The organism is Pseudomonas syringae CC1557 (genome assembly GCF_000452705.1).
Lineage (GTDB): Bacteria > Pseudomonadota > Gammaproteobacteria > Pseudomonadales > Pseudomonadaceae > Aquipseudomonas > Aquipseudomonas syringae_F.
Map to the genome: position 1 here is coordinate 2,949,589 of NZ_CP007014.1, position 23,017 is coordinate 2,972,605.

At 61.6% G+C, this 23,017-nt stretch carries 17 protein-coding genes and 3 pseudogenes; 6 read left to right on the forward strand and 14 right to left on the reverse strand.

Going from position 1 to position 23,017, the window contains the following annotated elements; all coding sequences use genetic code 11:
- Positions 1-7: 7 nt before the first annotated feature.
- From N018_RS13565 to N018_RS13610, 9 genes are all read right to left on the reverse strand, one after another.
- Positions 8-949, reverse strand: coding sequence for a helix-turn-helix domain-containing protein (locus N018_RS13565; protein ID WP_024643456.1), 942 nt, complete (start codon positions 947-949; stop codon positions 8-10).
- A gap of 77 nt (positions 950-1,026) precedes the next feature.
- Positions 1,027-1,806 carry a 2-keto-4-pentenoate hydratase gene (locus N018_RS13570; RefSeq protein WP_025389954.1) on the reverse strand — a complete coding sequence of 260 codons (780 nt, stop codon included), beginning with the start codon at positions 1,804-1,806 and terminating at the stop codon, positions 1,027-1,029.
- Complete coding sequence (locus N018_RS13575; protein ID WP_025389955.1) at positions 1,803-3,410, reverse strand: bifunctional 3-(3-hydroxy-phenyl)propionate/3-hydroxycinnamic acid hydroxylase; 1,608 nt, start codon at positions 3,408-3,410, stop codon at positions 1,803-1,805. Before N018_RS13575 ends, N018_RS13570 begins: the two co-directional genes overlap by 4 nt.
- 62 nt (positions 3,411-3,472) lie before the next feature.
- Positions 3,473-4,075, reverse strand: a complete 603-nt coding sequence (locus N018_RS13580; RefSeq protein WP_024643459.1) for an amino acid synthesis family protein — start codon at positions 4,073-4,075, stop codon at positions 3,473-3,475.
- Between the two features lie 15 nt (positions 4,076-4,090).
- Entirely contained in the window at positions 4,091-4,549 is a 459-nt protein-coding gene (locus tag N018_RS13585) for a VOC family protein (protein WP_024643460.1), read from the reverse strand.
- Between the two features lie 11 nt (positions 4,550-4,560).
- On the reverse strand, positions 4,561-5,601 hold the full coding sequence (locus N018_RS13590) for a WD40/YVTN/BNR-like repeat-containing protein (protein WP_025389956.1): 1,041 nt from the start codon (positions 5,599-5,601) through the stop codon (positions 4,561-4,563).
- A gap of 12 nt (positions 5,602-5,613) precedes the next feature.
- Positions 5,614-6,408, reverse strand: a complete 795-nt coding sequence (locus tag N018_RS13595) for an SDR family NAD(P)-dependent oxidoreductase (RefSeq protein WP_024643462.1) — start codon at positions 6,406-6,408, stop codon at positions 5,614-5,616.
- Positions 6,409-6,435: 27 nt separating this feature from the next.
- On the reverse strand, positions 6,436-7,926 hold the full coding sequence (locus N018_RS25760) for an aldehyde dehydrogenase family protein (RefSeq protein ID WP_025389957.1): 1,491 nt from the start codon (positions 7,924-7,926) through the stop codon (positions 6,436-6,438).
- A gap of 11 nt (positions 7,927-7,937) precedes the next feature.
- A complete protein-coding gene (locus tag N018_RS13610) occupies positions 7,938-9,479 on the reverse strand; it encodes an acetolactate synthase large subunit (RefSeq protein WP_025389958.1) in 1,542 nt (513 codons plus the stop codon).
- Positions 9,480-9,715: 236 nt separating this feature from the next.
- Between N018_RS13610 and N018_RS13615 the strand changes: the two genes are divergently transcribed.
- Positions 9,716-10,474 (forward strand): IclR family transcriptional regulator, encoded by a 759-nt coding sequence (locus N018_RS13615; RefSeq protein WP_024643465.1) that lies wholly within the window; start codon positions 9,716-9,718, stop codon positions 10,472-10,474.
- Positions 10,475-10,484: 10 nt separating this feature from the next.
- Here N018_RS13615 and N018_RS13620 read toward each other — a convergent pair whose 3' ends face one another.
- The 3 genes from N018_RS13620 to N018_RS13630 all read right to left on the reverse strand — a co-directional run bounded on the left by N018_RS13620 (position 10,485) and on the right by N018_RS13630 (position 14,786).
- Positions 10,485-11,810: a hypothetical protein gene (locus N018_RS13620; RefSeq protein WP_025389959.1), complete on the reverse strand. Its 1,326-nt coding sequence runs from the start codon at positions 11,808-11,810 to the stop codon at positions 10,485-10,487.
- Between the two features lie 3 nt (positions 11,811-11,813).
- Positions 11,814-13,244, reverse strand: a complete 1,431-nt coding sequence (locus tag N018_RS13625; RefSeq protein WP_025389960.1) for an aldehyde dehydrogenase family protein — start codon at positions 13,242-13,244, stop codon at positions 11,814-11,816.
- Between the two features lie 93 nt (positions 13,245-13,337).
- On the reverse strand, positions 13,338-14,786 hold the full coding sequence (locus N018_RS13630; RefSeq protein ID WP_025389961.1) for an APC family permease: 1,449 nt from the start codon (positions 14,784-14,786) through the stop codon (positions 13,338-13,340).
- 683 nt (positions 14,787-15,469) lie between these two features.
- Here N018_RS13630 and N018_RS28590 point away from each other — a divergent pair.
- The 3 genes and pseudogenes from N018_RS28590 to N018_RS13640 form a co-directional block, all read left to right on the forward strand.
- A pseudogene (locus N018_RS28590) lies at positions 15,470-16,279 on the forward strand (PDC sensor domain-containing protein); the annotation flags it as partial.
- 339 nt (positions 16,280-16,618) lie between these two features.
- Positions 16,619-17,137: pseudogene (locus N018_RS28595) on the forward strand (methyl-accepting chemotaxis protein); the annotation flags it as partial.
- A gap of 64 nt (positions 17,138-17,201) precedes the next feature.
- Positions 17,202-18,692, forward strand: a complete 1,491-nt coding sequence (locus N018_RS13640) for an MFS transporter (protein WP_025389963.1) — start codon at positions 17,202-17,204, stop codon at positions 18,690-18,692.
- 17 nt (positions 18,693-18,709) lie between these two features.
- Here N018_RS13640 and N018_RS27440 read toward each other — a convergent pair.
- Positions 18,710-18,894 (reverse strand): annotated as a pseudogene (locus tag N018_RS27440) (amino acid permease); the annotation flags it as partial.
- Positions 18,895-18,972: 78 nt separating this feature from the next.
- Complete coding sequence (locus tag N018_RS13645) at positions 18,973-19,941, reverse strand: helix-turn-helix domain-containing protein (protein ID WP_025389964.1); 969 nt, start codon at positions 19,939-19,941, stop codon at positions 18,973-18,975.
- Between the two features lie 189 nt (positions 19,942-20,130).
- Between N018_RS13645 and N018_RS13650 the strand changes: the two genes are divergently transcribed.
- Together N018_RS13650 and N018_RS13655 are read left to right on the forward strand one after the other, a co-directional pair.
- Positions 20,131-21,507 carry an aspartate aminotransferase family protein gene (locus tag N018_RS13650; RefSeq protein WP_025389965.1) on the forward strand — a complete coding sequence of 459 codons (1,377 nt, stop codon included), beginning with the start codon at positions 20,131-20,133 and terminating at the stop codon, positions 21,505-21,507.
- Between the two features lie 27 nt (positions 21,508-21,534).
- Positions 21,535-22,989: an aldehyde dehydrogenase family protein gene (locus N018_RS13655; protein ID WP_025389966.1), complete on the forward strand. Its 1,455-nt coding sequence runs from the start codon at positions 21,535-21,537 to the stop codon at positions 22,987-22,989.
- Positions 22,990-23,017 lie beyond the last annotated feature (28 nt).

Sequence of the window (23,017 nt, forward strand, 5' to 3'; positions counted from 1 at the left end):
CGCCCACTCAGAGGTTCGACCGCTGGGTTTCCGACGGAGACTCGCCAAACAACTCACGGTAATGCGCGGCGAAGTGGCTCAGATGGAAAAAACCCATTGCCACCGCCACATCGCTGACGTTCTGGCGGCAGGACGGAGTGGCGCTCAGCTGTCGGCGTACCGCGTTAAGGCGCAGGTTGCGCAGGTACTCGACCGGACGCATGCCGGTCACCGCCTGAAAACTGTTCTGCATGGTCCGTCGGCTGACCCGCAGGTGTTCGCACAGGTCGAGAATGCTCAGCGGCGTGTCGCCGCTGGCGTCGATCAGCTCCTGGCAACGCTTGACCAGGTAGGCACTCACGGCGAAGTTGCCACGCCGGCAACGTGCTTCGTCGGTGGCGTTGCTGAACAGATCGAGAAAGGCGCCAAGCAGCTCGTCTTCGAGCATTTTTTCGGCGCAGGCACTGATCGGCTCCGTCTGTTGCAACAGGTGACGAAACAGCGGGTAGATACGCTGGCGTATCCGCAGCAGTAAAGCGTCATCCACGCAAATCTGGGAACGGGTGGTGACGCGCTTGAGTTGGTCGCTGGACAGTTCGAAAGCCGCCAGTTTGGCAAAACGTATGGTGTCGACGTTAAGCGCGAAGAAATGCGTGCCTTCTGGCGCATGCAGCACAAACTCCTCGCCATCGCGCAACAGCACCACGTGGTGCGCGCCCACCTGCTGCCCCTGTACCACCGGTGCACTGCCCAACGACATGGCCACGCACAGTCGTCCTTCAGGCGCAAAGCCGCGCTGCACCACGCGCTTGTCCAGCACTTCCTGGAAGATCTGAAAGCGCTCGGCAGACAATTGGCGCAGCCCACTGGTCAGGCAGCCCCGCCCGAGTTGGTCGTACACTTGCCGCCAGCCCTGGATAGAGCCGGCATGCAATTGAGGGTCATTGAAGGTTCGAACTTCAGCAAGCATGGTCGTCGTTCCTCGGGGGCCCCGTTGCCGTAATCGGCCTGCAGGGGACCGGCGTCATCCTTTACGGCAGCCAGGGTTCACACTGCGGTAGTGTGCGCGGTGAAAGGCAAAGCCAGTTCCGTGCCAAACATCTGCAGACGGTAGGTGCAGGGCTGGATATTCATCGGCGCCAACAGCGCGCCGGACAGCACCACTTGCCCGGCTTCCACCGGTTGACCATCGGCCAGCAGCCGGCGTATCAGCCAGCACAGATTGGCCAGCGGTGGATCTTCCCGGCCCTGGGTCTGCCCTTCGCCGCAGATCGCGCCTGCGCATTCCAGGCGGAACGTCACGTTGGCATGTTCAACAGGGTCGAAAGCAGTTCTGGGTCCCACGCAATACAGGCCTGCCGCCGCGTTGTCGGCCAGAAAGGCGCCCACCCCGAACGCCCACTCCTGCCAACGGCAGTCGGCAATCTCGAACGCGGGTGCCACCTCGGCAATTGCGGCCAGGATCTCCTCATCGCTGTAGTCACCTGGCGCCAGGCTGAGACCCAGCACAATCGCCACTTCGACTTCCAGCTTGGGCTGGATCAACCGCGAAAGCGCCACTGCCGTATTCGGCTGCACGTGCATCTGATCGGTCAGGCTGCCATATACCGGTTCGTCAATGCCGAAGCGCCGTTGCGCTGCGCTGCCAGCGAAGGCGATCTTCCAACCGCTCAACTGCTCGCCCGCAGCCAGGCGCACATCCAGCGCCCGGCGTTGCAGTGCGTACCCGCCGCTCAGGTCCAGCGCCTCGGGAGCCAACGGCGCAATTGCTTGCACCGTACGCGTGGCGTGGTCTAACTGGTTTAGTACGGAAGTATCGATGCTCATGATAGTTGCCCCGCTAACTTGCGTAATACGGCGTCAAGCCGCTCCGGCGTTGTGATGGCGGCAACAAACCGGTCCGGACGCACCACGACGATGCAATCGCGCACCCTTGAGAACCATTCGCCGAGGCGGTTATCCACATCTTCCACGCTGATGGCGTCTGTAGCCGTCAATGGCTGATTGCGGGCCGGACCGCTGCGCGAACGATTGACCTGAATAAAGCGCGTGTCCCAGCGAGCCCAGTACGTTGCCATTTCTGCGCTCAGTTGCTCACGTGGATTGACCCGGTAACCCAGCACCGCGTAGGAATTACCCAGCGCATCATCCAGACGTCGACGTTGCCCGCGGGCGTCTTCAATATACGGTTGCACGAACAGCTGGCCGACCAGGTCGTCTTCGCGCAATTCGGCGCGCTCGTGATAGACCAGCCCTTTGGTAAGAGTGGCCTTGGGCTTGAACTTGAACTCCAGCAGGTGCGAGCGCAGGTTATCGACGCTGTTCACCGCTTGGAATAACCAGTCACGCACGCCGGCCATCAACGGGTTGGTCAGCCCCAGTACCGTGCCCATATTGTCGGCCAGGGCTACCAGTTCGGTGGCATGCCCGCGACGCTCCTGGTCGTAGCTGGCGAGGATCGCGTGGGACGCGCGCCCCCGGATGATCGCCGCCAGTTTCCAGGCCACGTTGGCCACATCGCGCAGGCCGGAGTTAAGGCCTTGCCCGGCCCAGGGTGGCGATATATGCGCCGCATCGCCGACCAGTGCCACACGCCCCTGGACAAACCGCGCCGCCACGCGGGAATGGTGGGTGTAGGCGCGGATACGGATGATATTCAGCGCGTCCACCGAGTCGCCGATATGCCCACGGATCAGGTCGCGGATGGTGCTCTCTTCACACATCTTCACCTCATCTTCGCCCTCCATGAGCATGAACTCCCAGCGCCGCTGCTGATAGGGCAAGTAGATACAGACGAAGGGCCGCTGCGGGTCCGCATGCAGTGCGGTATAAGGCGCATCGAGGGTGTCATTGGCGACATCCACCACCACCCATTTGCGCGCATGGGTCAGCCCCAGCAGTTCGACGCCCAATTTCTTGCGTACGGTGGAGCGCCCGCCATCGGCGCCGATCACGTAATCGGCGCGCAGCTGATAGACCTCGCCCAGGGCATCGCGCACCTGCAAGGTCACACCCTCCCCGTCCTGTTCCAGCTCCAGCATTTCATGGCCCTGGCGCAGCGCTACAGTGCTGCGCTGTCCCAGGGTTTCGCGTAGCGTGCCTTCGAGCAGCTGCTGCATGAAGATGTTGCGCATGGGCCAGCCGTAATGCGCGGTACTGGGCCTGACCTCGGCAAAACACACACCACGGGCGTTGTAATAACGCAGCGGGACGTCGCAGATCATGTCGCGCACGGCCAATTCGGCGATGCCGATAGCCTGCAGCACGCGCAACGCTTCATCGTCCATGCCTACCGCACGCGGGTACGGCAGTATGCAGTCAGCAAGCTCAAGGACGACGCAGTCGATACCGTACATCCCCATATAGTGCGCGGCCGTGATCCCGTTGGGCCCGCCCCCTACAATGACAACCTGGGTCTTCTCCTGCTTCATCACTATTCACCGCTTTCTTGTTGTGGGTTTAAACCGGCGTTGCCAGGGCCACACGCCTGCAATCAGTGCAGCCCATCAATACCTTTGATGTCCTTGGCCTGCAGGCCACCCAGCCGTGCATGCAAGCGCCCGCGGGTGGCGAAGGCCCAGATCACGATGACTTCATCCGCCGCAGGGCCGTCGCCGAACATCAGCGACATGCTGTCGTAGTGAGAGCGCACGTAGAGCGCATCCTTGTGCGCCAGCGGTACGTCGATAGTCGAACCCGGGCCGCCGCGCTTGCCGGTGGAAGGCACCCAGGACTTGCCGCCGCCGAGCGCGACGCGGACCGGATCGGCGGCCGGGTTGGTCAGGAAAGCGTTGCCATGCTCGTATTCGCCTGCGCTGCCGACCAGGATTGCCTTACCGTAGCTTTCAAGCTGACGCGAGCCGGCCAGGGCCTTGATGCGCCGGCCGAACTCTTCGCCCAACAGCGGCGACGGCTCGACCAATTGCGAAAGGTCTTCACTGTAGCGACCGGCATACGGGTTGGCGATTACCGCAGCGACGGCGTATTTGAACACCGGTTCGCCATCGGCCAACTGGCCGGTTTCATTGGCCAGGGTCTCCTCGACGAAGCTGTACCATTTGCGGATGTGATAGCTGGCGAAATTCGCAGTTTTCATCGGATGTGCCTCTGTTCAAAGGGGGTCGAGTGGGTCGAGCGTGATGTTGCGACTCGGCGCACCGGCGGCCTTGAAGCGTGCCTTGCCGCGCGCATCGTCATGCTCGGTTTCGAGAAAAAACTCCATGCGATTGCAATCGGGATCGTTGAAATACAGGCCGTTGCCGATTTCATGGTCGGTAATTTTCACCACCTCCACCCCCTTCTTCAGCAACATGCCGTACAGCTGGCGCAAGGTAGTCATGTCACCGGCGATTTCCAATCCGTAGTGCTGCAACCCCAGCCCGCCCTGATGGGCGCCGGGCTCTGCACGAATCAACGCAATGTCGTGATGCTTGGTGCCAAACGCCATCATCACCCAGCTCTCCCCACGGGCACTTTCGTGCATGCCCAGAACGTCGGCGTACCAGAGCGCCGACACGTCAGGGTCTCGGACCCAGAGCGATAGGTGAGTCCGCAGGATCTCGATCTTCATGGCGGTATACCTCAGTGCTTTTTGACGATGGACTGATGCCCGGACTTGATCTGCGCGACCGCAGGCGTCCAGAGCACATCAGCGATCTCGCTGAATTCCCGCCAATGCTTCTGCCAGCCATCACCGCCATTTTCGGAAGTGAATAAATGCCCGTACTTGGTGCCGGCCACGATCTGTCGCGGGTCGGCCGGGTTGAAGGCAATCGCCCAGAAACAGGAGTTGGGCTGCTGTGGCAGCGGCAGCACGTTCCAGCTGAGCGCGGCATCACGGGACACCAGAATCTTGCTGGTGCTGCCGGGCGTACCATCGGAAATACTCAGGTACAGCTCGTTTTGCGTGCCCAGCGGTGCGTTCATCGCGCGTATGTAGTAAAGACCGAAGGCTTCACGACCAATGATTCCGGTCCACGTCAGCCCCTCGTCAAGACTGCGGTAAACCGCATTGACGCAGACCACCACGATCACTTTCTCGCCGTGATTGGGCAGTACCAGGATGTTGTGGATGTCCGAGTTGTAGTCCCACAGCAGTCGGTCATCGACGCGGGTCCAGCTGTCGCCGCCATCGCGCGAATGGAACAGGCCACCCTCTTCCAGGCCGAACCACAGTTGGTTGCGGTCAGTGGGGTCATAGGCGAAGGCCAGCAGGCGTGGGCGACTGACACCGTCGCAGAACTCCGGAATCTCAACCGGTGCGCGGTCCCAGCTCAGGCCCGCGTCGAGGGTCCGCCATAGCACGGCGCGCGATGGCGCACCGGTGCCAACAAAAATACGTTTGGCGTCCTGCGGGTCGACGGCAACTTTCCACACCGTCTCGCCGTTGAACGGCGAATCGACCCGATGCCAATGGCCGCCGGTGTCGCGGCTGACGCACAAACCCACGTCCGTGCCCGCATAGATCACTTCAGGCGCGTCGGGATGCACGCTCAGGGATCGAGTGATTGCGTCGAACTCAAGGTCTTGTCCCAGGCCCAGGCGATGCCAGGTACGGCCATCGTCGGCACTGCGGATCACTGCTTGGCCCACGGTGGCGACTAAAAGGGTTCCGTTACTCATCACAGATGCTCCTCAGATATAGATACCACGGGTCAGGCCACCGTCGATGCCAATGGATTCGCCCGTCACAGCAGCTGCTTTTGGCGATGCCAGGAAGCCAATCAACCAGCCCATTTCAATCGGTGCGAGGGTGCGCCGAATCGGCGTCGCGTCGATGTAGGCCTGCTCGACCTGTTCGGCGGTTTTGCCCTGCTTGACTGCTTCGCGCTCGTAGAGCTCCTGGATATGCGGGGTGTCCACCACGCCGGGGTGAATCAGGTTGACCGTGATGCCCGAAGGGCCGAGCTGGTCCGACAGGGTCTTGGTCATGTGCGCGATTGCCAGGTTGCGCATGCCTGAGAGCACTTTGCTGCTGCGCCCGGTGAGACCACCGATGTTGATGATGCGACCGAAACCAGCCGCCTTCATGTGCGGGGTCACGGCCTTGGCGCAGCGGAAGTAGCCGATCACCTTGGTATTGAGGTCCGACAGTAACTCTTCGTCCCCGGCGTGCTCGATGTCATTGCGCACCACACCCGATGGCGCCGCGGCACCGTTGACCAGGATGTCGATACGGCCGAAATGCTTGTGAGCCGCCTCGACCATCTCCGACACGGCCTTCATGTCATTGGTGTCGCAGAACAGCGGCAGCACTTCATTGCCGGTCTGCGCGGTGATCTCTTCGGCAGCCCGTTGCAGGAACTCCATGCGCCGCGCGCAAATCACCACCTTGCAGCCTTCCTCGGAGAGAAAACGTGCGACTTCCTTGCCGATACCCATACCACCACCGGTAACAATGGCCACACGGCCTTTCAATTCCAGATCCATAGCGATTACCTCTTGTGATTATTCAGTTCAGGCCAGATCGACAAACACGCTCTTGGTCTCGGTGTAGGCATCGATCACGTTTTTTCCCATTTCCCGGCCCCAGCCGGATTGTTTGTAGCCACCAAACGGCGAAGATGGATCGACGACGTTCCAACAGTTGATCCATACCGAGCCGGCCTTGAGCTGTGCAGCCACGCGGTGCGCCGAGCGCAGGTCACGGGTCCACAGGCCGGCCGCCAGGCCATACGGCGAGTCGTTGGCGCGCAGCATCAGGTCGTCGATTTCGGTCCAGCTCATGACGGTCAGTACCGGGCCAAAGATTTCTTCGCGAGCTACGCAGGCGCGCTCGGCACGGTCGAGGAAGATGCTGGGCTCAATGAAGTGGCCGCGATCCAGGTGATCGGGGCGGCCACCGCCGCAGATCAGTTCTGCGCCCTCCTCCTGGCCCCGCTGCAGGTAGCCCTTGACGGTGTTCAACTGCCGCGCGGACACCAACGGCCCCATGCTGTTGGCCGGGTCCAGGCCGTTGCCCAGCACATAGGCGGCGGCATGGCGTTGCAATTCTTCGAGCACCTGGTCGAGCACACTGGCATGTACATACAGGCGCGAGCCAGCCGTGCACACCTGACCCTGGTTGTAGAAAATCCCATCGGCGGCACCCTTGGCCGCGCGGACAATGTCGGCGTCGGGCAGAATAATGTTTGGCGACTTGCCGCCAAGCTCCAGTGAGACCTTTTTCATATTGCTGGTGGCCGCCTGAGCGATCAGCCGCCCGACCTGGGTCGAGCCGGTAAAGGCGATCTTGTCCACGCCGGGATGCTGTGCCAATGGTGCGCCAGTGTCGGCGCCCAGGCCGGTGATCAGGTTGACGACACCGGCGGGGAAGCCGGCGGCCTCGATCAGTTGCATCAGGCGGATCGCGACCAGCGGTGTCTGCTCAGCGGGCTTGAGCACTGCCACGCAACCCGTGGCCAACGCCGGGCCGAGCTTCCACACGCACATGGTCAATGGGAAGTTCCACGGCACGATCAGCGCGCAGACCCCCACCGGTTCGCGCAACGTGTAGTTGAGCATTGGCCCGCCGCTGGCGGGCGATACGGGCAGCGTGCTGCCTTCGATCTTGGTTGGCCAGCCAGCAAAATAGCGAATGATATTCGCCGCGCTGGCCGCTTCACCGCGCGCGTTGGCGATCGGCTTGCCGTTCTCCAGGGTGATCAGTTGCGCCAGTTCCTCGCGGTGCTGGTCCAACAGATCAGCCAGGCGAAACAGCAACAGGCCGCGCTGCGCCGGTGACTGCAAGGCCCAGGTGCCGGTAAAGGCTGTGCGCGCGGCCGCAACGGCCGCATTCACATCGCGCTCGTCGCCTTGGGCGACTTCGGTCAGGGTCTGTTCAGTGGCCGGATTTTCCACGGCAAAGCGGCGACCGCTGGCGGCGTCCTGCCAGCTACCGCCGATGAACAGGCGACCGGGCTGCGCAAGGAATGCCTGGACGGCAGGTAACAATTCGAGCGGATGCATAGTCGATTCCTTCACAGCGCCATTTCGATCAGGCAAGGACCACGGTCGGCCTTGGCATTGGCCAGCGCCCGTTGCAGTTCGGCATTGGTCTGTACCGTACAGGCCGGCACCCCGTAGCCTTTGGCGAGGGCTTTCCAGTCAATACGCGGACTGTCGAGCACGGTCAGGCGCAGGGCTTGCGGGTCCATTTCTGTCATGCCGAAACGGCGCAGCTCGTTCTGCAAAATCGCATAGCGATGGTTGGCGGCAATCAGGATCACCACCGGCAGTTGCTCGCGGGCGATGCTCCACAGAGTCTGGATGGTGTACTGGGCACTGCCGTCCGATTGCAGGCAGAACACGCTATTGCCGCGTTCCGCCAAGGCGGCACCGAACCCCACCGGAATCCCCTGGCCAATCGCGCCACCGGTATTGGTCAATACCCGATGCCGCGCGGCGCGAGCGGAGGCAGTAAAGAAGGGATAGCCACAGGTGCCACCCTCAACCGAGACAATGCTGTCGTCGGGCAGTGACGCAGCCAGCACTTGGCCGATCGACTGTGGTGTGAGCTCGGCTTGGCCAGGCGGCAGTTCGATACCTTCCGGGGTTGGCACATGGGCCGGTGCATTCAGGACATCGGCCAACGCCGTCAGCGCGCCGGAAACGTCGTCACCGACTTCGGCGAGCGTCATCAGGCGTTCACGTTCGGCGAGGCGCGACGGGATGCCTTCGTAGCCAAAGTAACTGATGGGCTCGGGTACGCCTGCACAAATGACCAGGTCGTACTGCTCAAGAATTTCAATCGCCACTTCCGGGAAATACGGCAGGCGGTCCAAGTCTGGCAAACCACCCCCACGGTAGCTCAGGCGCGGAAAGGTCTCGGCAAACAGGCGCACGCCGGGCAGTTGCGCCAGGCGCCCCGCCGCTTCCAGGCCCGTGACCGACAAGCCTTCATCGCCGACGATGAACACCAGCCGCTTGCCGTCACGCAATGCCTGCGCCACGGTTTCGATCCGGTCCCCGGCAAACCGGCGAACCGGTGCGCGCAGTGGGGCGAACATACCGTTGTGCGTCACTGCGTGAGCCTGCAGATCCATGGGCAGAATCAAACTGGCGATCTGGCCTTTGGCTTTCCACGCCGCACGCACAGCTTCCTGCAAATCCTCACCGATACCCGACGCGGTGCGCGAGGTGCGCACCCAGCCCGAGACAGCACCGGCCAGGGCCTGGATGTCGCTGGCCAAGGGCGGATCGTAGTTGACATGCCAGGAGGCATGATCGCCGATGACGTTGACGATCGGCGTATTGGCCCGACGTGCGTTATGCAGGTTGGCGATGCCGTTGGCAAAGCCAGGGCCCAAGTGGGTCAGGGTCATTGCCGGCTTTCCGGCGATCCGGCCATAGCCGTCAGCGGCGCCCGTGCAGACCCCTTCGAACAGCGATAACACGGGCTTGAGAGCAGGTGCGCTGGCCATGGCGGCCACCAGAGGAATCTCGGTGGTCCCGGGGTTGGCGAAGCAGTACTCGATACCGCTTGCCGCTGCCGCATTCACTATCAGTTGCGCACCATTCATTTTCAGCCCTCTTGCTTGAGCATTTGCAGTGATGAGATTTATCACATACAAATCCGCCACCAACAAGCACTTTATTAGCAAACATCTCATTAAGTGAGATTATTGACGTCTTATTGAGCTGAATATCCTTCCTGAGATTGCGTTTTTCTCTCACTGCGGTAGTGTTGCGCCAGCGCTTGGGCACCCTGATCCTTGCAGGTACGCAACAAACGCCCTTCCCTCTCTTTAGGAACACAATGAGCAGCCTGAGCAGATTGCTGAGCATCCTGGACCTGTTCGGTCCACAAATGCTGAAGATCGAACCCGACACCATTGCCGAGCGCATGGGCTTGTCACGGGCCACCGTGTACCGCTACGTCAAGGACTTGTGTGACGCAGGCATGCTCACCCGAGTGGACGCTGGCAGTTACAGCCTGGGGCCTCGTGTGATCGAGCTGGACTGGATGATGCGTCAGTACGACCCGATCCTCATCGCCGGACGCGAGCTGATGCACGAGCTGTCCGCGCAAACGGGCCTGGCAGTGTTCGCCAGCGTGTTTTACGACGGACGCATCATTAACACCTACATCGCCGAACCCACAGATACCTATCACTTTGCGTTCGGGCGCGGGCAGCCGTTGCCGTTTTTTCGCGGGGCGCAATCGAAGGTCCTGATCGCCTTTCAGAAAGGCCGCCGCCTGCAGCGCTTGTTCGAAGAACACATGGCCAACGACCCGGACAGCCCGTATGACTGGGCCGGTTTCTCCAAGGCCGCGAAAAAAATCCGCAAGGATGGTTACTGCCTGACCCACGACGAACTCAATTTAGGCCTGACCGGTATCGCTGCACCGATCATCCAGGCACACCTCGACGAGGTGGTCGGCAGCCTGTCCGCCGTCGGCAGCAGTCAAAGCTTCAAGTTGCTGCGCCAGGAAACCGTGATCGAAATGGTCATGGATACCACGCGGCGCATTGCCGAAAACATGCGCAACCCGCCGAGCAGCATCACGCCCTAGCCCGTCGCGCTCAGAACGGCACGGCCACCGACAATTGGCTGTAAAGGTTGGTGCCATTGCCACCCACTTGATTGCCGCCGGTGGTCGAGTCCTGCCTGGGTTTGTAGAGACCCACCAGCGGGGTGATGATCAGGTGCGGATTGACTGCCCATTCGGCGTACACATCCAGCTCGCGGCCATCGAGGTTCAGCGCATTGCGTTTGCGCACCGTGCTGTAATCGAAGTAGAGCGCGCCCAGGGTCAGGTTTTCCAGCGGTGTTGCCTTCAACCCGACATGCTGGATGCTGGTATTGGTATTGAACGGTCCCGCATAGTTGCCAGCCACCTCCCCCTGGAACCACGTGCCGTAACCCGTGCTCAAGCCGGTGAACAGCGCGTCCCAGTTCTGCGAATAGCGGGTGTAGCGATACGTCACCTTGGGTGCCCAGGCGGTATCGGCGAAGGTGTAACCCGCCTCTCCGTACCAGGCTTTTTCAGGCCCCGCGTCCTTGTCCTGCCAGGCGTACTCGAACGCCAGGCTGACGTTCTTGATGCCCGCATCGCCTTCACCGCGCACGCTATAGATGTTCATGCCCTTGCGCTGGCGTTGAAAATCGCTGGCCCATTGATCATTCACATCCAGGCCATGGACCCAGGTCAAGCCGAGCGTTCCCGGTTGTGCGGTGTAATCCAGGGTAGCGGCGGCCAACTCGGTGTCGGCCTGGATACGGTTGTCGGACTTGAGCCACAACACGCTGCCATGCAGGCCATCCTGGCCACCTAGGCGGACCACGGCGGTTTGATCGAACGCGTGCCGTGCAGCCAGGTAGTAAGCGCCCCCTCGGTTCAATTTTCCATCTGCCGGGCCCTTGCCTGGGTTCAGTCCGTCATCGTTGATCAGGAACCCTCGGCCGACCTTGACCACCTGGCGCCCACCGGAAATATCCACGCCATCCTTGCCGAGCAGCGGGAAAAGGTCGCCGGAACGCCAGCCCAGGTAGGCGTCTTCGATCTTTGTGGTGCGTTCGGTACCCAGCGAGTTGCCGCTTGGGTCACCGTCCCCCCAGGTGGCGGAGCTGACTAGGGCAAACGCCCCGTATGCGCTGCCATTGCCCCCCAGCGCCTGGTCGCCACTCAAGCCATATTTGATAAAGCCTTCACGCCAGCTGGCGCCGCCTGGCGCGCCATCATAACTCTTGCGGCTGTTGAGCAGGCCGAACACAGCCGTCATGTCTGCGTTGAGATGGCGACTCTCGTCACTGTACAGTTCATAAGCGTGCACCTGGCCGACAGCGCCGAGCGCCAGGGTGCACACAAGCGTGCAACCGAATGCGGGATGATGTGATAGATAACGCATGGCTCAAACTCCTTCTTCGACAGCCTGCTTGCGGACAAACAGCAGTTGCTGACCTGTGAACTCCAACAGCCCCTCAAGACCGAACTCGACACCAAAACCCGACATCTTGCTGCCGCCAAACGGTGTGTTCGGCTGGATCTGTGCGTGACAATTGACCCACGCCACACCACTCTCCAGGCGGCTGGCCAAGGTTCGGGCCTGCTCGACATCCGGCCCCCAGACCGAGCCGCCGAGCCCCATATCACCGGCATTGGCGCGCTGCAGGACATCCTCGACATCCCGGTAGGCAATCAACGGCAACACCGGACCGAATTGTTCTTCGTCGACCAGGCGATGGCCGTCGGTCACGTCCGCAACCAGTGTCGGCGGATAGAAAAAACCTGGTTGTTTCAGGCGCGCACCGCCACATAACACGCGTGCACCGTGTGCGCGTGCGTCGTCGACCAGTGCCTCCACCAGTTCAAGTTGCTCAAGGTTTTGCACTGGTCCGAAGGTCACGGCGGCGTCCAGGCCATCACCTACCACTTGGCGCGCAGCAATGTGCGTCAGCGCGTCAGCAAAGGCCTGGTACTGCGATTCGTGAATGTACAGGCGTTTGAGCGCAGCACAGGTCTGGCCCATATTGAGAAAGGCCGCCTGGAAGATCTCCTCGGCCACTCCCTCCACGGGGGTTCCCGGCAATACGATGGCGGCGTCGTTGCCGCCCAACTCCAGGGTCAGGCGCTTGAGGTTGCTGGCGGCGCCGCGCATTACGCTTTGTCCGGTGGCGGTGGAGCCGGTGAAGACGATCTTCTGAATTCCTGGGTGCGAGGTAATCGCACTGCCGAAGCCCCGCTCGCCGGTCACGCAATTGATCACACCGTGGGGGACATGGCGGGCAATAATTGCCACCAGGCCCAAGGTGCTCAGCGGCGTCAGGCTTGACGGTTTGCTGATCACACAGTTGCCCGCACGCAGCGCCGGCATGATGTGCCATACAGCAATCATGAACGGCCAGTTCCAGGGGGTGATCGACGCCACAACGCCCAAGGGTTTGCGGTGCAGCTCAATGCGCTGGGTGGGGGTTTCTTCCACCAGTTCCACCGCAATCTCCTGCCCGGCCGCGTAGCGCGTCCAAGCGGCGGCGCCCATGACCTCTGAAAACGCCAGCTGCAGCGGCTTGCCTTGCTCCAGCACAATCAGGCGAGCCAGTGACTCTGCCTCTTGCTCGATATCTGCCGCAATCGCCATCAAACGCTCGCAACGGTCAGGATGACTACTGTGGCGCCAGCTTTTGAAAGCCGCCTGCGCGGCGCTGACTGCCTGGTCGAGTTGCCCCAGTGACCCAGCCGGGCAGCGGGCAAATGCCATACCTGTGGCCGGGTTGATCACATCAAACCGGCCTTCTTCGCCGGCCACCTGAGCCCCATCGATGAGCATCTTGTAGTTGTGCATTTGAAACCTTCCTTTCACACGCTGACGCGCCATGCCGAGCAACGGCAGGCTGCGATTGTCTGGTTAGTCGAGCTATAAAAAACGCTGGGGGTCTTAAAGCTTATGGCTGCCCAAGGCCAGGTACCGTTGCGGCGAGATTTTGCGCAGTCGCGCGGCGAGCACCATGCCGATGATCAAGGCGGCCGGAATAATCGCGCACAGGCTATAGGACAGCAGTTGGCTGGCACCGGTCAGCACGTCGAAATGCACCACCGCCAGGACCAGCACCGCCCATAGCGCCAGGCACGAAAAACCCGGAAAGATCTGCCCGCGCCAGACCCCGACCTGGAGCTCCGGGTGGCGTCGGAAGAACATCAGCACCGCAAGCGAGGTCAGCGCCATCAACAGGATCACGCACAGCGTGGCCAGGTTGGACAGCCAGGCAAACAGTTGCAGGATCGGATCAGCGTCCATGGCGGCAAAAATCAGCACCACGACGGCCGCGATCAAACTCTGCAACGCCGAGCCCATATGCGGACTCTGGTGCACGCGATGGGTGGTGCCCAACAGGCTGTGCAACAGGCCGTCGCGGCCGATGGCGTAGAAGTAACGCGCTGCCGCGTTGTGAAACGCCAACAGCCCGGCATAGATACTGACCATGAACAACACGCGGATAACCTGGGTCAGTTGCGGACCGACAAAGTGGTCGGACATGCCATAGATAAACGTGGTCGGGTCCTGTAAGGACTGCAGCAGCGGTACGATCTTGTCCGAACCCACCCCCACCACCATCGACCATACCGACAGCGCGTAGAAACCACCGATCAGCAGCACCGAACAGTAGGTGGCAATCGGGATACTGCGTTTGGGATCCTTGGCCTCTTCACCGTAGATGGTCGTTGCCTCGAAGCCGATAAAGGCGGCGAAACAGAACAGCAAGCCGATTGAAGGGGTGCCACTGAACACATGGCTGCTGGTGAACGAGTCAAGGTTGATACCGCTGTCGCCGCCGGACTTGAGAATCGCGAAGTCCAGGACCAGGATCGCCAAGTACTCGGCGATCACCACCACCGACAGCACCCGCGCCGACAGGTCGATCTTGCGATAACCCAGGAATGCGATGCTTGCCATCGCCATCAGCGAGTAGGACCACCACGGCAGCACCAGGCCGAAGGCGGCTTCCATGGTGCCACTGACCACCCCACCGAACATCCCGTACAACCCAACCTGCAGAATGTTATAGGCAAACATCGCCAGTACCCCAGCGGCACCGCCCACCAGGCCACCCAGGCCAAGGGAAGTGAACGCGTAAAAGCCGCCGGCATTGGTCACCTGGCGCGACAGGGTGGTGTAGCCCACCGAGAACGCCAGCAGCACCAGCAAGGCGAGTATCAGCAAGGTCGGAGTGCCCGCCCCGTTGCCCAGCATGATGCCTATGGGGAAGCCGCCAGCGATCACACTCAGCGGGCTCGCCGCCGATATCACGAAAAATATAATGAAGCCCACACCCAGGGCACCACGCTTGAGCTCCGTGGAGCTGTTGACCGGGATAGATACACTCATGTTATTGACCTTATTGTATGAGGCAGTCGCTTTTGGGGTGGTCCGACCACATAGCATCGGCACCGGTTAGCGTTTTGTTTTAGTTGCGCGCTGAATTTGATCCTATGCCCGCCCCTGAATCGCTCGCTATCCCAAATCGGTAGCATTCGAGGCCCCGCCCCAAAACAGGTCGAGGCAGCACGCTCAATTCCGGCGCAGTTGCCGATTTGGGATAGCTGCCTGGCCTGTCATGCCTGCAACCTAGCATCAGCCGTACCAGGCCCGGATGCCGCGAAGCCCGCTTTTAGGAAGCCTCAACCATGCAGCTAGCTAACCTCACCATTCAATGGCGTATCACCCTGCTGAGCGGACTCTGCCTGCTGACAGTGGTGGCGGCCCTGATCGGCGCCAGCGCGTATCAGAATCAAGCCAGTGCAAAGCTGCTTAAAGAGCAGAGCAGCGAGCTACTCGGTCAGGCTGCGCTGGAGCGATTGCATGCCCAGGCCGTGGCACAGGGTCAACAGGTGGAGCGTTTTTTCAATGAAACCGCGCTGTATGGCGAAGGCTTTGCGCAACAGGTACTGCAACTGCGCGAGCAAACACTCAACGGGCACCTGACGGTCGCGCAATTGCGCGAAGCCTTGATCAGCAACGCCCGTGAAGCCCTGAAGCAGCGCGAAAAAGTCCTCGGCCTGTACGTCATCATGCTGCCGGATGCGCTGGCCGGCGCTGACGCCGATTGGCGCGACCAACGCGCCGTGGCGGGCAATGAAACTGGGCGGTTCGCGCTGTATTGGTCACAGAGTCAACCGGGGCAACTGGTGCAGGAGGTACTTGGCGAGGCACAAATCGCCGCGAACACCGCGCCCGCCGGCAGTGAACCGGGGAACGCCTGGTACGCCTGCCCTCAAGCGCAACGACGTGTGTGTGTGGTCGAACCGTATACCATCGAAGTAGAAGGCCGAAAAGCCCTGATGAGCAGCGTTTCCATCCCCCTGGTTGTCAACGGCAAAGTGCTGGGCGTAGTGGGCATGGACATCAGCCTCGACACCTTGCAGAAGCTGGCGGCGAACCTCGGCCAGGACCTCTATCAGGGCGACAGCCAAGTCAGCATCCTGTCAGCCACGGGCCAAGTCGCGGGACGCAGCGGCGGCGTCTCGGGGGACACGCTGGATATACGCCAACCCTTGCAGACGGCGGCGGGCACGCCTGCCTGGCAACTGGAGATAAAGGTTCCGCAGGCGCGGGTGCAGGCGCCTGCCCGGCAAATGCAAAGCGAACTGGACGACAAAAGTCGCGAGTCCAACTGGCTCAACCTGGGCCTGGGCATCTTTGCCAGCAGCCTGGGTATGCTGCTGATCTGGCTGGCCGCTTACGGCGTGACCCGCCCGCTGCTGAAGATGGCCGAGCTGCTTGATGCGATTGTCGAAGGCGACGGTGACCTCACCCAGCGCCTGCCCAGCGGACGCAGCGACGAGCTGGGCCACTTGGCTAGTGGTTTCAATCGTTTCCTCGATAAGTTGCAGCCGATTATTCGCGACATCCAGGCCGCGTCCCTGGACACCCGCAACAGTGCCGACACCTCATCGGGGATTGCCCGCGAAGTCAGCGCAGGCATGCAGCGTCAGTACCACGAAGTGGAGCTGGCGGCGACCGCACTGCACGAAATGAGCGCCAGTGCCCAGGAAGTCGCGCGTCACTCCCACAGCGCCGCCGACGCCGCGACTGCCGCCGAAAACGCCAGCAGCTCAGGCCAGGCGGTGTTCTCGGCCGTCGAGCACAGCATCGAGGCCCTCGATCAACGCCTGGAAACCACCCTCCAGCAAGTCAACGCCCTTGCCGACAGCAGCGCACAGATAGGTCAGGTACTGGACGTCATCAGCGCCATTGCACAGCAGACCAACCTGCTGGCGCTGAATGCGGCCATCGAAGCGGCGCGAGCCGGCGAACAGGGCCGCGGCTTTGCGGTGGTGGCCGATGAAGTCAGGCACCTGGCGAGCAACACCCAGAGTTCGGTCGAACAGGTGCGCACGGTAATCGAGACGCTGCAACAGCTGAGCCGGGTAGTGGTTCACAGTACCCAGCTGAGCCGCGAGCAAGCTGGCGACAGCGTGCTCCAGGTGCAACAGACCCGCATTGCGCTGGGGCATATTTCCCAGGCCGTGGATGTGATCGACCAAATGAATCAGCAGATCGCCAGCGCTTCCCTTGAGCAGAGCAGCGTGGTGGACGACATCAGCCATCGAGTCAGCGATATCCGGGGCATCAGCGAAACACTCGCCGAGCGCATGAACGAAGCGGCGAAAGCCAGCGACGCACTGCATAAAATGTCCAATCATCAACAGCAACTGGTCGGACATTTCCGCGTGTAAAACGTATGCCGTCCTGACTTGGTTACAGTGGCCGCCTTCCAACTCTCCTACATTGAGCCCCCCCATGATTTTTCCACGCCGCTGGCTGATCCTCGCGATCATTTCCAGCGCCTTGCTGCTCATCGTCATCGACATGACGGTGCTGTACACCGCTCTGCCCACGCTGACCCGAGAGCTGAACGCCTCGGCCTCGGAAAAACTCTGGATCGTTAACATCTATGCGCTGATCGCCGCCGGCCTGCTGCTGGGCATGGGTACCCTGGGTGACCGGCTCGGACACAAACGCCTGTTCATCGGCGGGCTCGGCGTGTTTGGCCTGTTCTCGCTGATTGCGGCGTTCTCACCCTCCGCCGCCGTATTGATTGGCGCACGCGGTTTCCTGGCGGTCGGCGCGGCGATGATGATGCCCGCCACGCTGGCAATCGTGCGGGTGACCTTCATCGATCCGCGCGAGCAGACCATGGCATTCGGTATATGGGCCTCGGTGGCTTCAGGAGGTGCGGCGCTCGGTCCAGTGGTGGGCGGCCTGTTGCTGGAGCATTTTTGGTGGGGCTCGGTATTTTTGATCAACGTGCCGATTGTGCTGGTGGCGTTGATCCTTGGCGCCCTCTTGATCCCGAGTCACCCGGGGGATATTAGTAAACGCTGGGACTGGCTGGGATCGCTGCAGGTGATGATCGGCTTGATCAGCGTCGCGTATGCGGTCAAGGAACTCGGCAAGCGCACGCCCTTCTTCGAAGGCATGCTGATCGCAATGGTGCTGGGCGCGCTGTTCCTGATGCTGTTTATTCGCCGCCAACGTCGCGCCACTCAGCCGATGCTCGACCTGGCGCTGTTCAAGGCAACGGGGTTCAGAAATGCGGTCATCTCGGCCGTGGTGTCCGCCGCTGCGTTGATGGGCATGGAGCTGGTGTTCAGTCAACGCCTGCAACTGGTGCTTGGCTTGTCGCCGTTGGAAGCGGCACTGTTCATCCTGCCGCTGCCGCTGGGCTCGTTTATCTCTGGGCCGCTGGCCGGCTACTACCTGCCTCGCCTGGGGAACCAGCGGATGCTGTTCTGGACCCTGTTGCTATCAGCTGCGTCGATGCTGGCCTACCTGCTACTGTATGACGCTGCGATGTACCTGCAACTGATCGTCCTTGCGCTGCTGGGTTTTACCATTGGCGCAGCACTGACGGCGTCGTCCAGCACCATCATGCTCAGCGTACCCGTCAACCAGGCTGGCATGGCCGCCTCCATCGAGGAAGTGTCATTTGAACTGGGCGGTGCGATGGGGGTGACCCTCGCGGGCAGCCTGTTATCGGCGATTTATACGTATTCGGCGGGCGTGGTGATTCCATCCTGGCTGACCCGCGACCCTGCGACATTCGACAGTCTTGATGACGCGCTGGTCGTCGCTGAAACGTTGTCTCCAGAAGGCGCCGCCATGCTGCACGCATTCGCCCGCTCGGCGTTTGATGCCGGCTTTGTCGCGGTGCTGTCGGTGTCGGCGGCACTGCTTTTGACCGTAGCGCTGCTGGTCACGCTGAGCAAGCCACCCCGCGCGCCCCTGTAGCCGCTGCTGCATCTGCTTTAAAGCTTGTGGCTGCCCAATGCCGCAAACTGCTGTGGCGATGCCTTGCGCAGCCGTGCCAGTTGGCTGGCACCGGTCAGCACGTCGAAATGCACCACCGCCAGGACTGGCACCGCCAATAGCGCCAGGCAGGAAAAACCGGAAGGATTTGCCCCCGCCAGACCCCGACCTGCAGCTCCGGGTGATCGGTAACGCAGGCACCCAAGGCCAAACACCCGTGTTTCCCAAGCAGTTTGTATCCGGTCCTTGCAGATTTTTTCGTTCAGGCGCGCGCGTAACCGGCGATGGCTGCGCGGGCGGTATGGGACGGCAGCTCTGCGAACAGCTCCTGATACTCCGCTGCGAAATGGCTCAGGTGATAGAAGCCAAACTGGGCGGCGGCATCACCAATTGTCAGCTCGCAGGGACGGGTGGACATCAAGGTGCGGCGTACACCGTTGAGCCTTACAGAGCGCAGATAATTCAGCGGAGTGGTCTCGGCCACCGAGCGGAAGCTGTTCTGCAGCGTCCGGCGACTCACCTGAAGACGCTCGCACAGGCCGATCACGCTGGGCACGTCGATCATTTCTGCGGTGGTCAGGCGGTGGCATTTCTCGACAATGAAACTGCGCGTGGAGCTGGAGGTTCGCTGGTGTTTGTCACAGGCGGGGTCGGTCATCAGTTGCAACAGCTCGCCGAGCATCGTCTGCTCCAGCGCTACCTCACGATCCGGCGTGCTGTCGAAATTTTCATGCATCAGTGCCTGGGAGAAAAGCGCCAGCAATCGGCGCCGAGCCTGTGCGAATCGTTGAGGGGAAACCCTGATTACCGGCTGGCGCAGCAACCGGTTGAGTTCCTTCGCCGACGCCGTTTGCTCCATTGCCTGTTCGAACAATTCACGCTCGAAGGTGATTGAGAGCAGTTTCATGCCCATCGGCATATGGAACATGAACTCCTCGCCGCCGTGGAGAAAGAACAGGCTGCTGTCATCCACCTCGCGCCCCTGCATGCGAATCGAACCCGGGACGTTGATCGGCACGGCAAAGCACATCTTGCCGCGAGGCGCGACGCCGTTCTGTACCACTCGCTGATTGATCTGTTCGAGAAACACGTGACAACCGGTCGTCGTCAGTTGCATCAGCGAACTCTCGGCGCAGCCGGCGGTTAACTGGCTGTAGTCCTGGTTCCACTGCTGGATAGTGGCCGCATGGATGTGGACGTCTCGAAAATGGCTGATCGTCTGGTTTTTCATTGCATCGCATGCCTCTGCCAATCTTCTTGTTTTTGATCGCCCAGGTTTGATAGTCGCACATAGCATAAATCCTGCAAGTTTGTTTGTGCGCTGGGATGCGTGCACTTCATGTGCCGATTCGGGCTACCCGTCAGGAACTCGCGCCGGAGATGATTGGCACACTTGAATAGACATTCCAGAGAGACCGTCATGAGTGAAGCCAAACTGCAATCCCTGCACTTCGCGGATGCCCCGCGGATTATCTCCGGCGAACTGCCAGGCCCCAAGACCCGCGAAGCTCTGGCGCTTTCGGCGCGTACCGAGTCCATGGCGCGCGGAGGCGGACGTATGCCGATCGCCATGGACCGCGCCTTCGGTGCGACCTTCAAAGACCCGGACGGCAACACCTACATCGACCTGTCCGCCGGCGTCGGTGTCAGCAGCGTAGGCCGCTGCCACCCCAAAGTGGTGCAGGCGATTCACGAACAGTCCGCAGTGCTGATGCACGCCCTGGAAATTAACAGCACCCGGCGTACCGAGCTGGCCGCCAAGCTGTCCGAAATCGCGCCCGAAGGTTTGCGTGGCGACTGCATCACCTTCTTCACGCAAAGCGGCAGTGATGCGTTGGAGGCGGCAATCAAGTTCGCCAAGCGCATAACCGGGCGGCACCAGATCATCGCCTTCCACGGCGGCTACCACGGCGTGTGGAACGCTTCAGGCTCGCTGACCACCGGCACGGCGTACCGCAAGGGCTTTGGCGCGCAGATGGGGGGCGTGATTCACGCCCCCTACCCTTACGCCTACCGGTTCCCCTTCGACACCACCCATAAAAGCGCCGAGCAGATCGCCGGCGAGTACATCGACTACCTGCTGAACACCCCGTACACCGCCGCCGATGATGTGGCGGCGGTGATTGTGGAACCGGTACAGGGCGAAGGCGGCTACGTGCCGCCGTCGCCGGAATTCCTGCAATTGCTGCGCAAGGCCTGCGACCGCAGCGGCACATTGCTGATTGTCGATGAAGTGCAGTCCGGCGCTGGCCGCACCGGCAAAATGTGGGCGGTCGAACATTCCGGCGTGAAGCCCGACATGCTCACCTTCGGCAAAGGCATCGGCAGCGACCTGCCCATGGCCGGCCTGATCATGCGCTCGGACCTGGCGGCGAAAATCCCCGACGGTTCCATGCCCAATACGTTCGCCGCCAACTCGTTGTCGGCTGCGGTGGCACTGACCAACATCAGCATCCTGAAGGATCCTGAGCTCGACCTGCTCAACCGCGCCCACCTGCTGGGGCTGGAGGCACAGGCGCATATTCGCGGTTTCAACAGCCCGTTGGTCGGTGAAGTGCGCGGGCGCGGCCTGATGATCGGCATCGAACTGATCGAAGACCCGCTCACCAAGGCTCCCCTGGCGGGCGAAAAGATCGGCCAGTTAATGGGCTATCTGCTCAACCATGGCGTGCTGATGATTCCCTGCGGCCGCTACAGCAACGTGATGCGCGTGATGCCCTCGCTAACGATCTCCCGCGAACTGTTTTTCAAGGCACTGGACATCTTCGGCGATGCCCTGGCGTCTCTCAAGGCGTGAACCTGCCCACTATTCGAGGACCGCAAAATGACTGAGCACTTGAATCATTTCATCGACGGTACGCCTTGCGAAGGCTTCGACCATCGTCGTATCGACCTGGTCAGCCCCGTGACCGAACAGGTGTATGGGAGCTCCGCGCGCGGCACCCGCGAAGACGTGGACCGTGCCGTGGCGGCTGCACGCCGGCAACTCGACGGCGGCGAGTGGAGCCAACTCGACGGCGCCCAGCGTGGTCGACTGCTATCGAAACTGGCCGACCTGGTTGAGCGCGACACCGAACGGCTGGCCGATCTGGACGCCAACGCCATTGGCCGTTCGCCCATCGAACCGCGCCGGATGGACCTGCCCAACGCGGTCGCCAACCTACGCGCTGCCGCCGGTTGGGCCAACCAGCTCGAAGGTCGCACCATTCCCACCGGGGGTTACTTCGGCACCAAAACCCTGTCATACACGGTACGCGAGCCCGTCGGCGTCGTCGGCGCGATCGTGCCCTGGAACTCACCGCTCATGATCACCGTGTGGAAGCTCGCCGCCTTATTGGCGGCAGGCTGCACAGTGGTGGTCAAGCCCTCGGAAGAAACCCCGCAGTCGGCCCTGCACCTGGCGCTGCTGGCGCAGGAAGCCGGCTTCCCGGACGGCGTGATCAACGTGGTCACCGGCTACGGCAACGAAGTCGGTCGCGCGCTGTGTGAACATCCGGATGTCGCCAAGATCAGCTTCACCGGCAGCCCCGAGGCCGGGCGTGAAATTCAGCGCACTGCCGGCGTGTTGTTCAAGCGCGTGGCCTTGGAATTGGGCGGCAAGAGCCCGCAGATTGTGTTCGACGATGCCTCCTTCGACGCCGCCCTGCGCGGCTGTACGCTCGGTCTTTTTGCCAACCAGGGCCAGGTGTGTGCGGCCGGTTCGCGGATCCTGGTGCAGCGTAGCCTCGCCGAGCGTTTCGGCGCCGCGCTGGCCGAGGCCGCACAGGCGGTAAACGTGGGTGATCCTCGCGAGCCCGGCGTACAGATGGGGCCGGTGGCCAAGAAGGCGCAATTCGATCGCGTCAACCGCTACATCCAACGGGGTATCGACCAGGGCGCAACGCTGCTGGCCGGCGGCGTCTCGGCCCCTGAGCTGGGCTGGTTCGTGCGTCCGACGATCTTCGCCAACGCCCGTAACGATATGGAAATCGCCCGGGACGAGATCTTCGGTCCCGTCGGCACGCTAATCACGTTCGACAGTGAAGACGAAGCCATCAGCCTCGCCAATGACAGCAGTTATGGCCTCGCGGCCACGGTCTGGACCAACGACCTGGTCAGAGCGCACCGTGTCGCAGCGGCGGTAAAAGCAGGCGCCGTGGGTATCAACTGCTGGAGCCCATTGGACGCCAACCTGCCTTGGGGCGGCGTCAAAACCAGCGGTATCGGGCGTGAAGGCGGATTCAGCGGCGCGCTGGCCTACACCGAAGAGAAAGTCATCACCGTGCTGCTACCCGTCTGAGTGCACGCCCTATCCTGACCGAGCCACC

Bases quoted from the DNA above. Each gene is read 5' to 3' on its own strand.
- N018_RS13565 (WP_024643456.1), bottom strand. From the start codon at position 949: ATGCTTGCTGAAGTTCGAACCTTCAATGACCCTCAATTGCATGCCGGC.
- N018_RS13570 (WP_025389954.1), bottom strand. From the start codon at position 1,806: ATGAGCATCGATACTTCCGTACTAAACCAGTTAGACCACGCCACGCGT.
- N018_RS13575 (WP_025389955.1), bottom strand. From the start codon at position 3,410: ATGAAGCAGGAGAAGACCCAGGTTGTCATTGTAGGGGGCGGGCCCAAC.
- N018_RS13580 (WP_024643459.1), bottom strand. From the start codon at position 4,075: ATGAAAACTGCGAATTTCGCCAGCTATCACATCCGCAAATGGTACAGC.
- N018_RS13585 (WP_024643460.1), bottom strand. From the start codon at position 4,549: ATGAAGATCGAGATCCTGCGGACTCACCTATCGCTCTGGGTCCGAGAC.
- N018_RS13590 (WP_025389956.1), bottom strand. From the start codon at position 5,601: ATGAGTAACGGAACCCTTTTAGTCGCCACCGTGGGCCAAGCAGTGATC.
- N018_RS13595 (WP_024643462.1), bottom strand. From the start codon at position 6,408: ATGGATCTGGAATTGAAAGGCCGTGTGGCCATTGTTACCGGTGGTGGT.
- N018_RS25760 (WP_025389957.1), bottom strand. From the start codon at position 7,926: ATGCATCCGCTCGAATTGTTACCTGCCGTCCAGGCATTCCTTGCGCAG.
- N018_RS13610 (WP_025389958.1), bottom strand. From the start codon at position 9,479: ATGAATGGTGCGCAACTGATAGTGAATGCGGCAGCGGCAAGCGGTATC.
- N018_RS13615 (WP_024643465.1), top strand. From the start codon at position 9,716: ATGAGCAGCCTGAGCAGATTGCTGAGCATCCTGGACCTGTTCGGTCCA.
- N018_RS13620 (WP_025389959.1), bottom strand. From the start codon at position 11,810: ATGCGTTATCTATCACATCATCCCGCATTCGGTTGCACGCTTGTGTGC.
- N018_RS13625 (WP_025389960.1), bottom strand. From the start codon at position 13,244: ATGCACAACTACAAGATGCTCATCGATGGGGCTCAGGTGGCCGGCGAA.
- N018_RS13630 (WP_025389961.1), bottom strand. From the start codon at position 14,786: ATGAGTGTATCTATCCCGGTCAACAGCTCCACGGAGCTCAAGCGTGGT.
- N018_RS13640 (WP_025389963.1), top strand. From the start codon at position 17,202: ATGATTTTTCCACGCCGCTGGCTGATCCTCGCGATCATTTCCAGCGCC.
- N018_RS13645 (WP_025389964.1), bottom strand. From the start codon at position 19,941: ATGAAAAACCAGACGATCAGCCATTTTCGAGACGTCCACATCCATGCG.
- N018_RS13650 (WP_025389965.1), top strand. From the start codon at position 20,131: ATGAGTGAAGCCAAACTGCAATCCCTGCACTTCGCGGATGCCCCGCGG.
- N018_RS13655 (WP_025389966.1), top strand. From the start codon at position 21,535: ATGACTGAGCACTTGAATCATTTCATCGACGGTACGCCTTGCGAAGGC.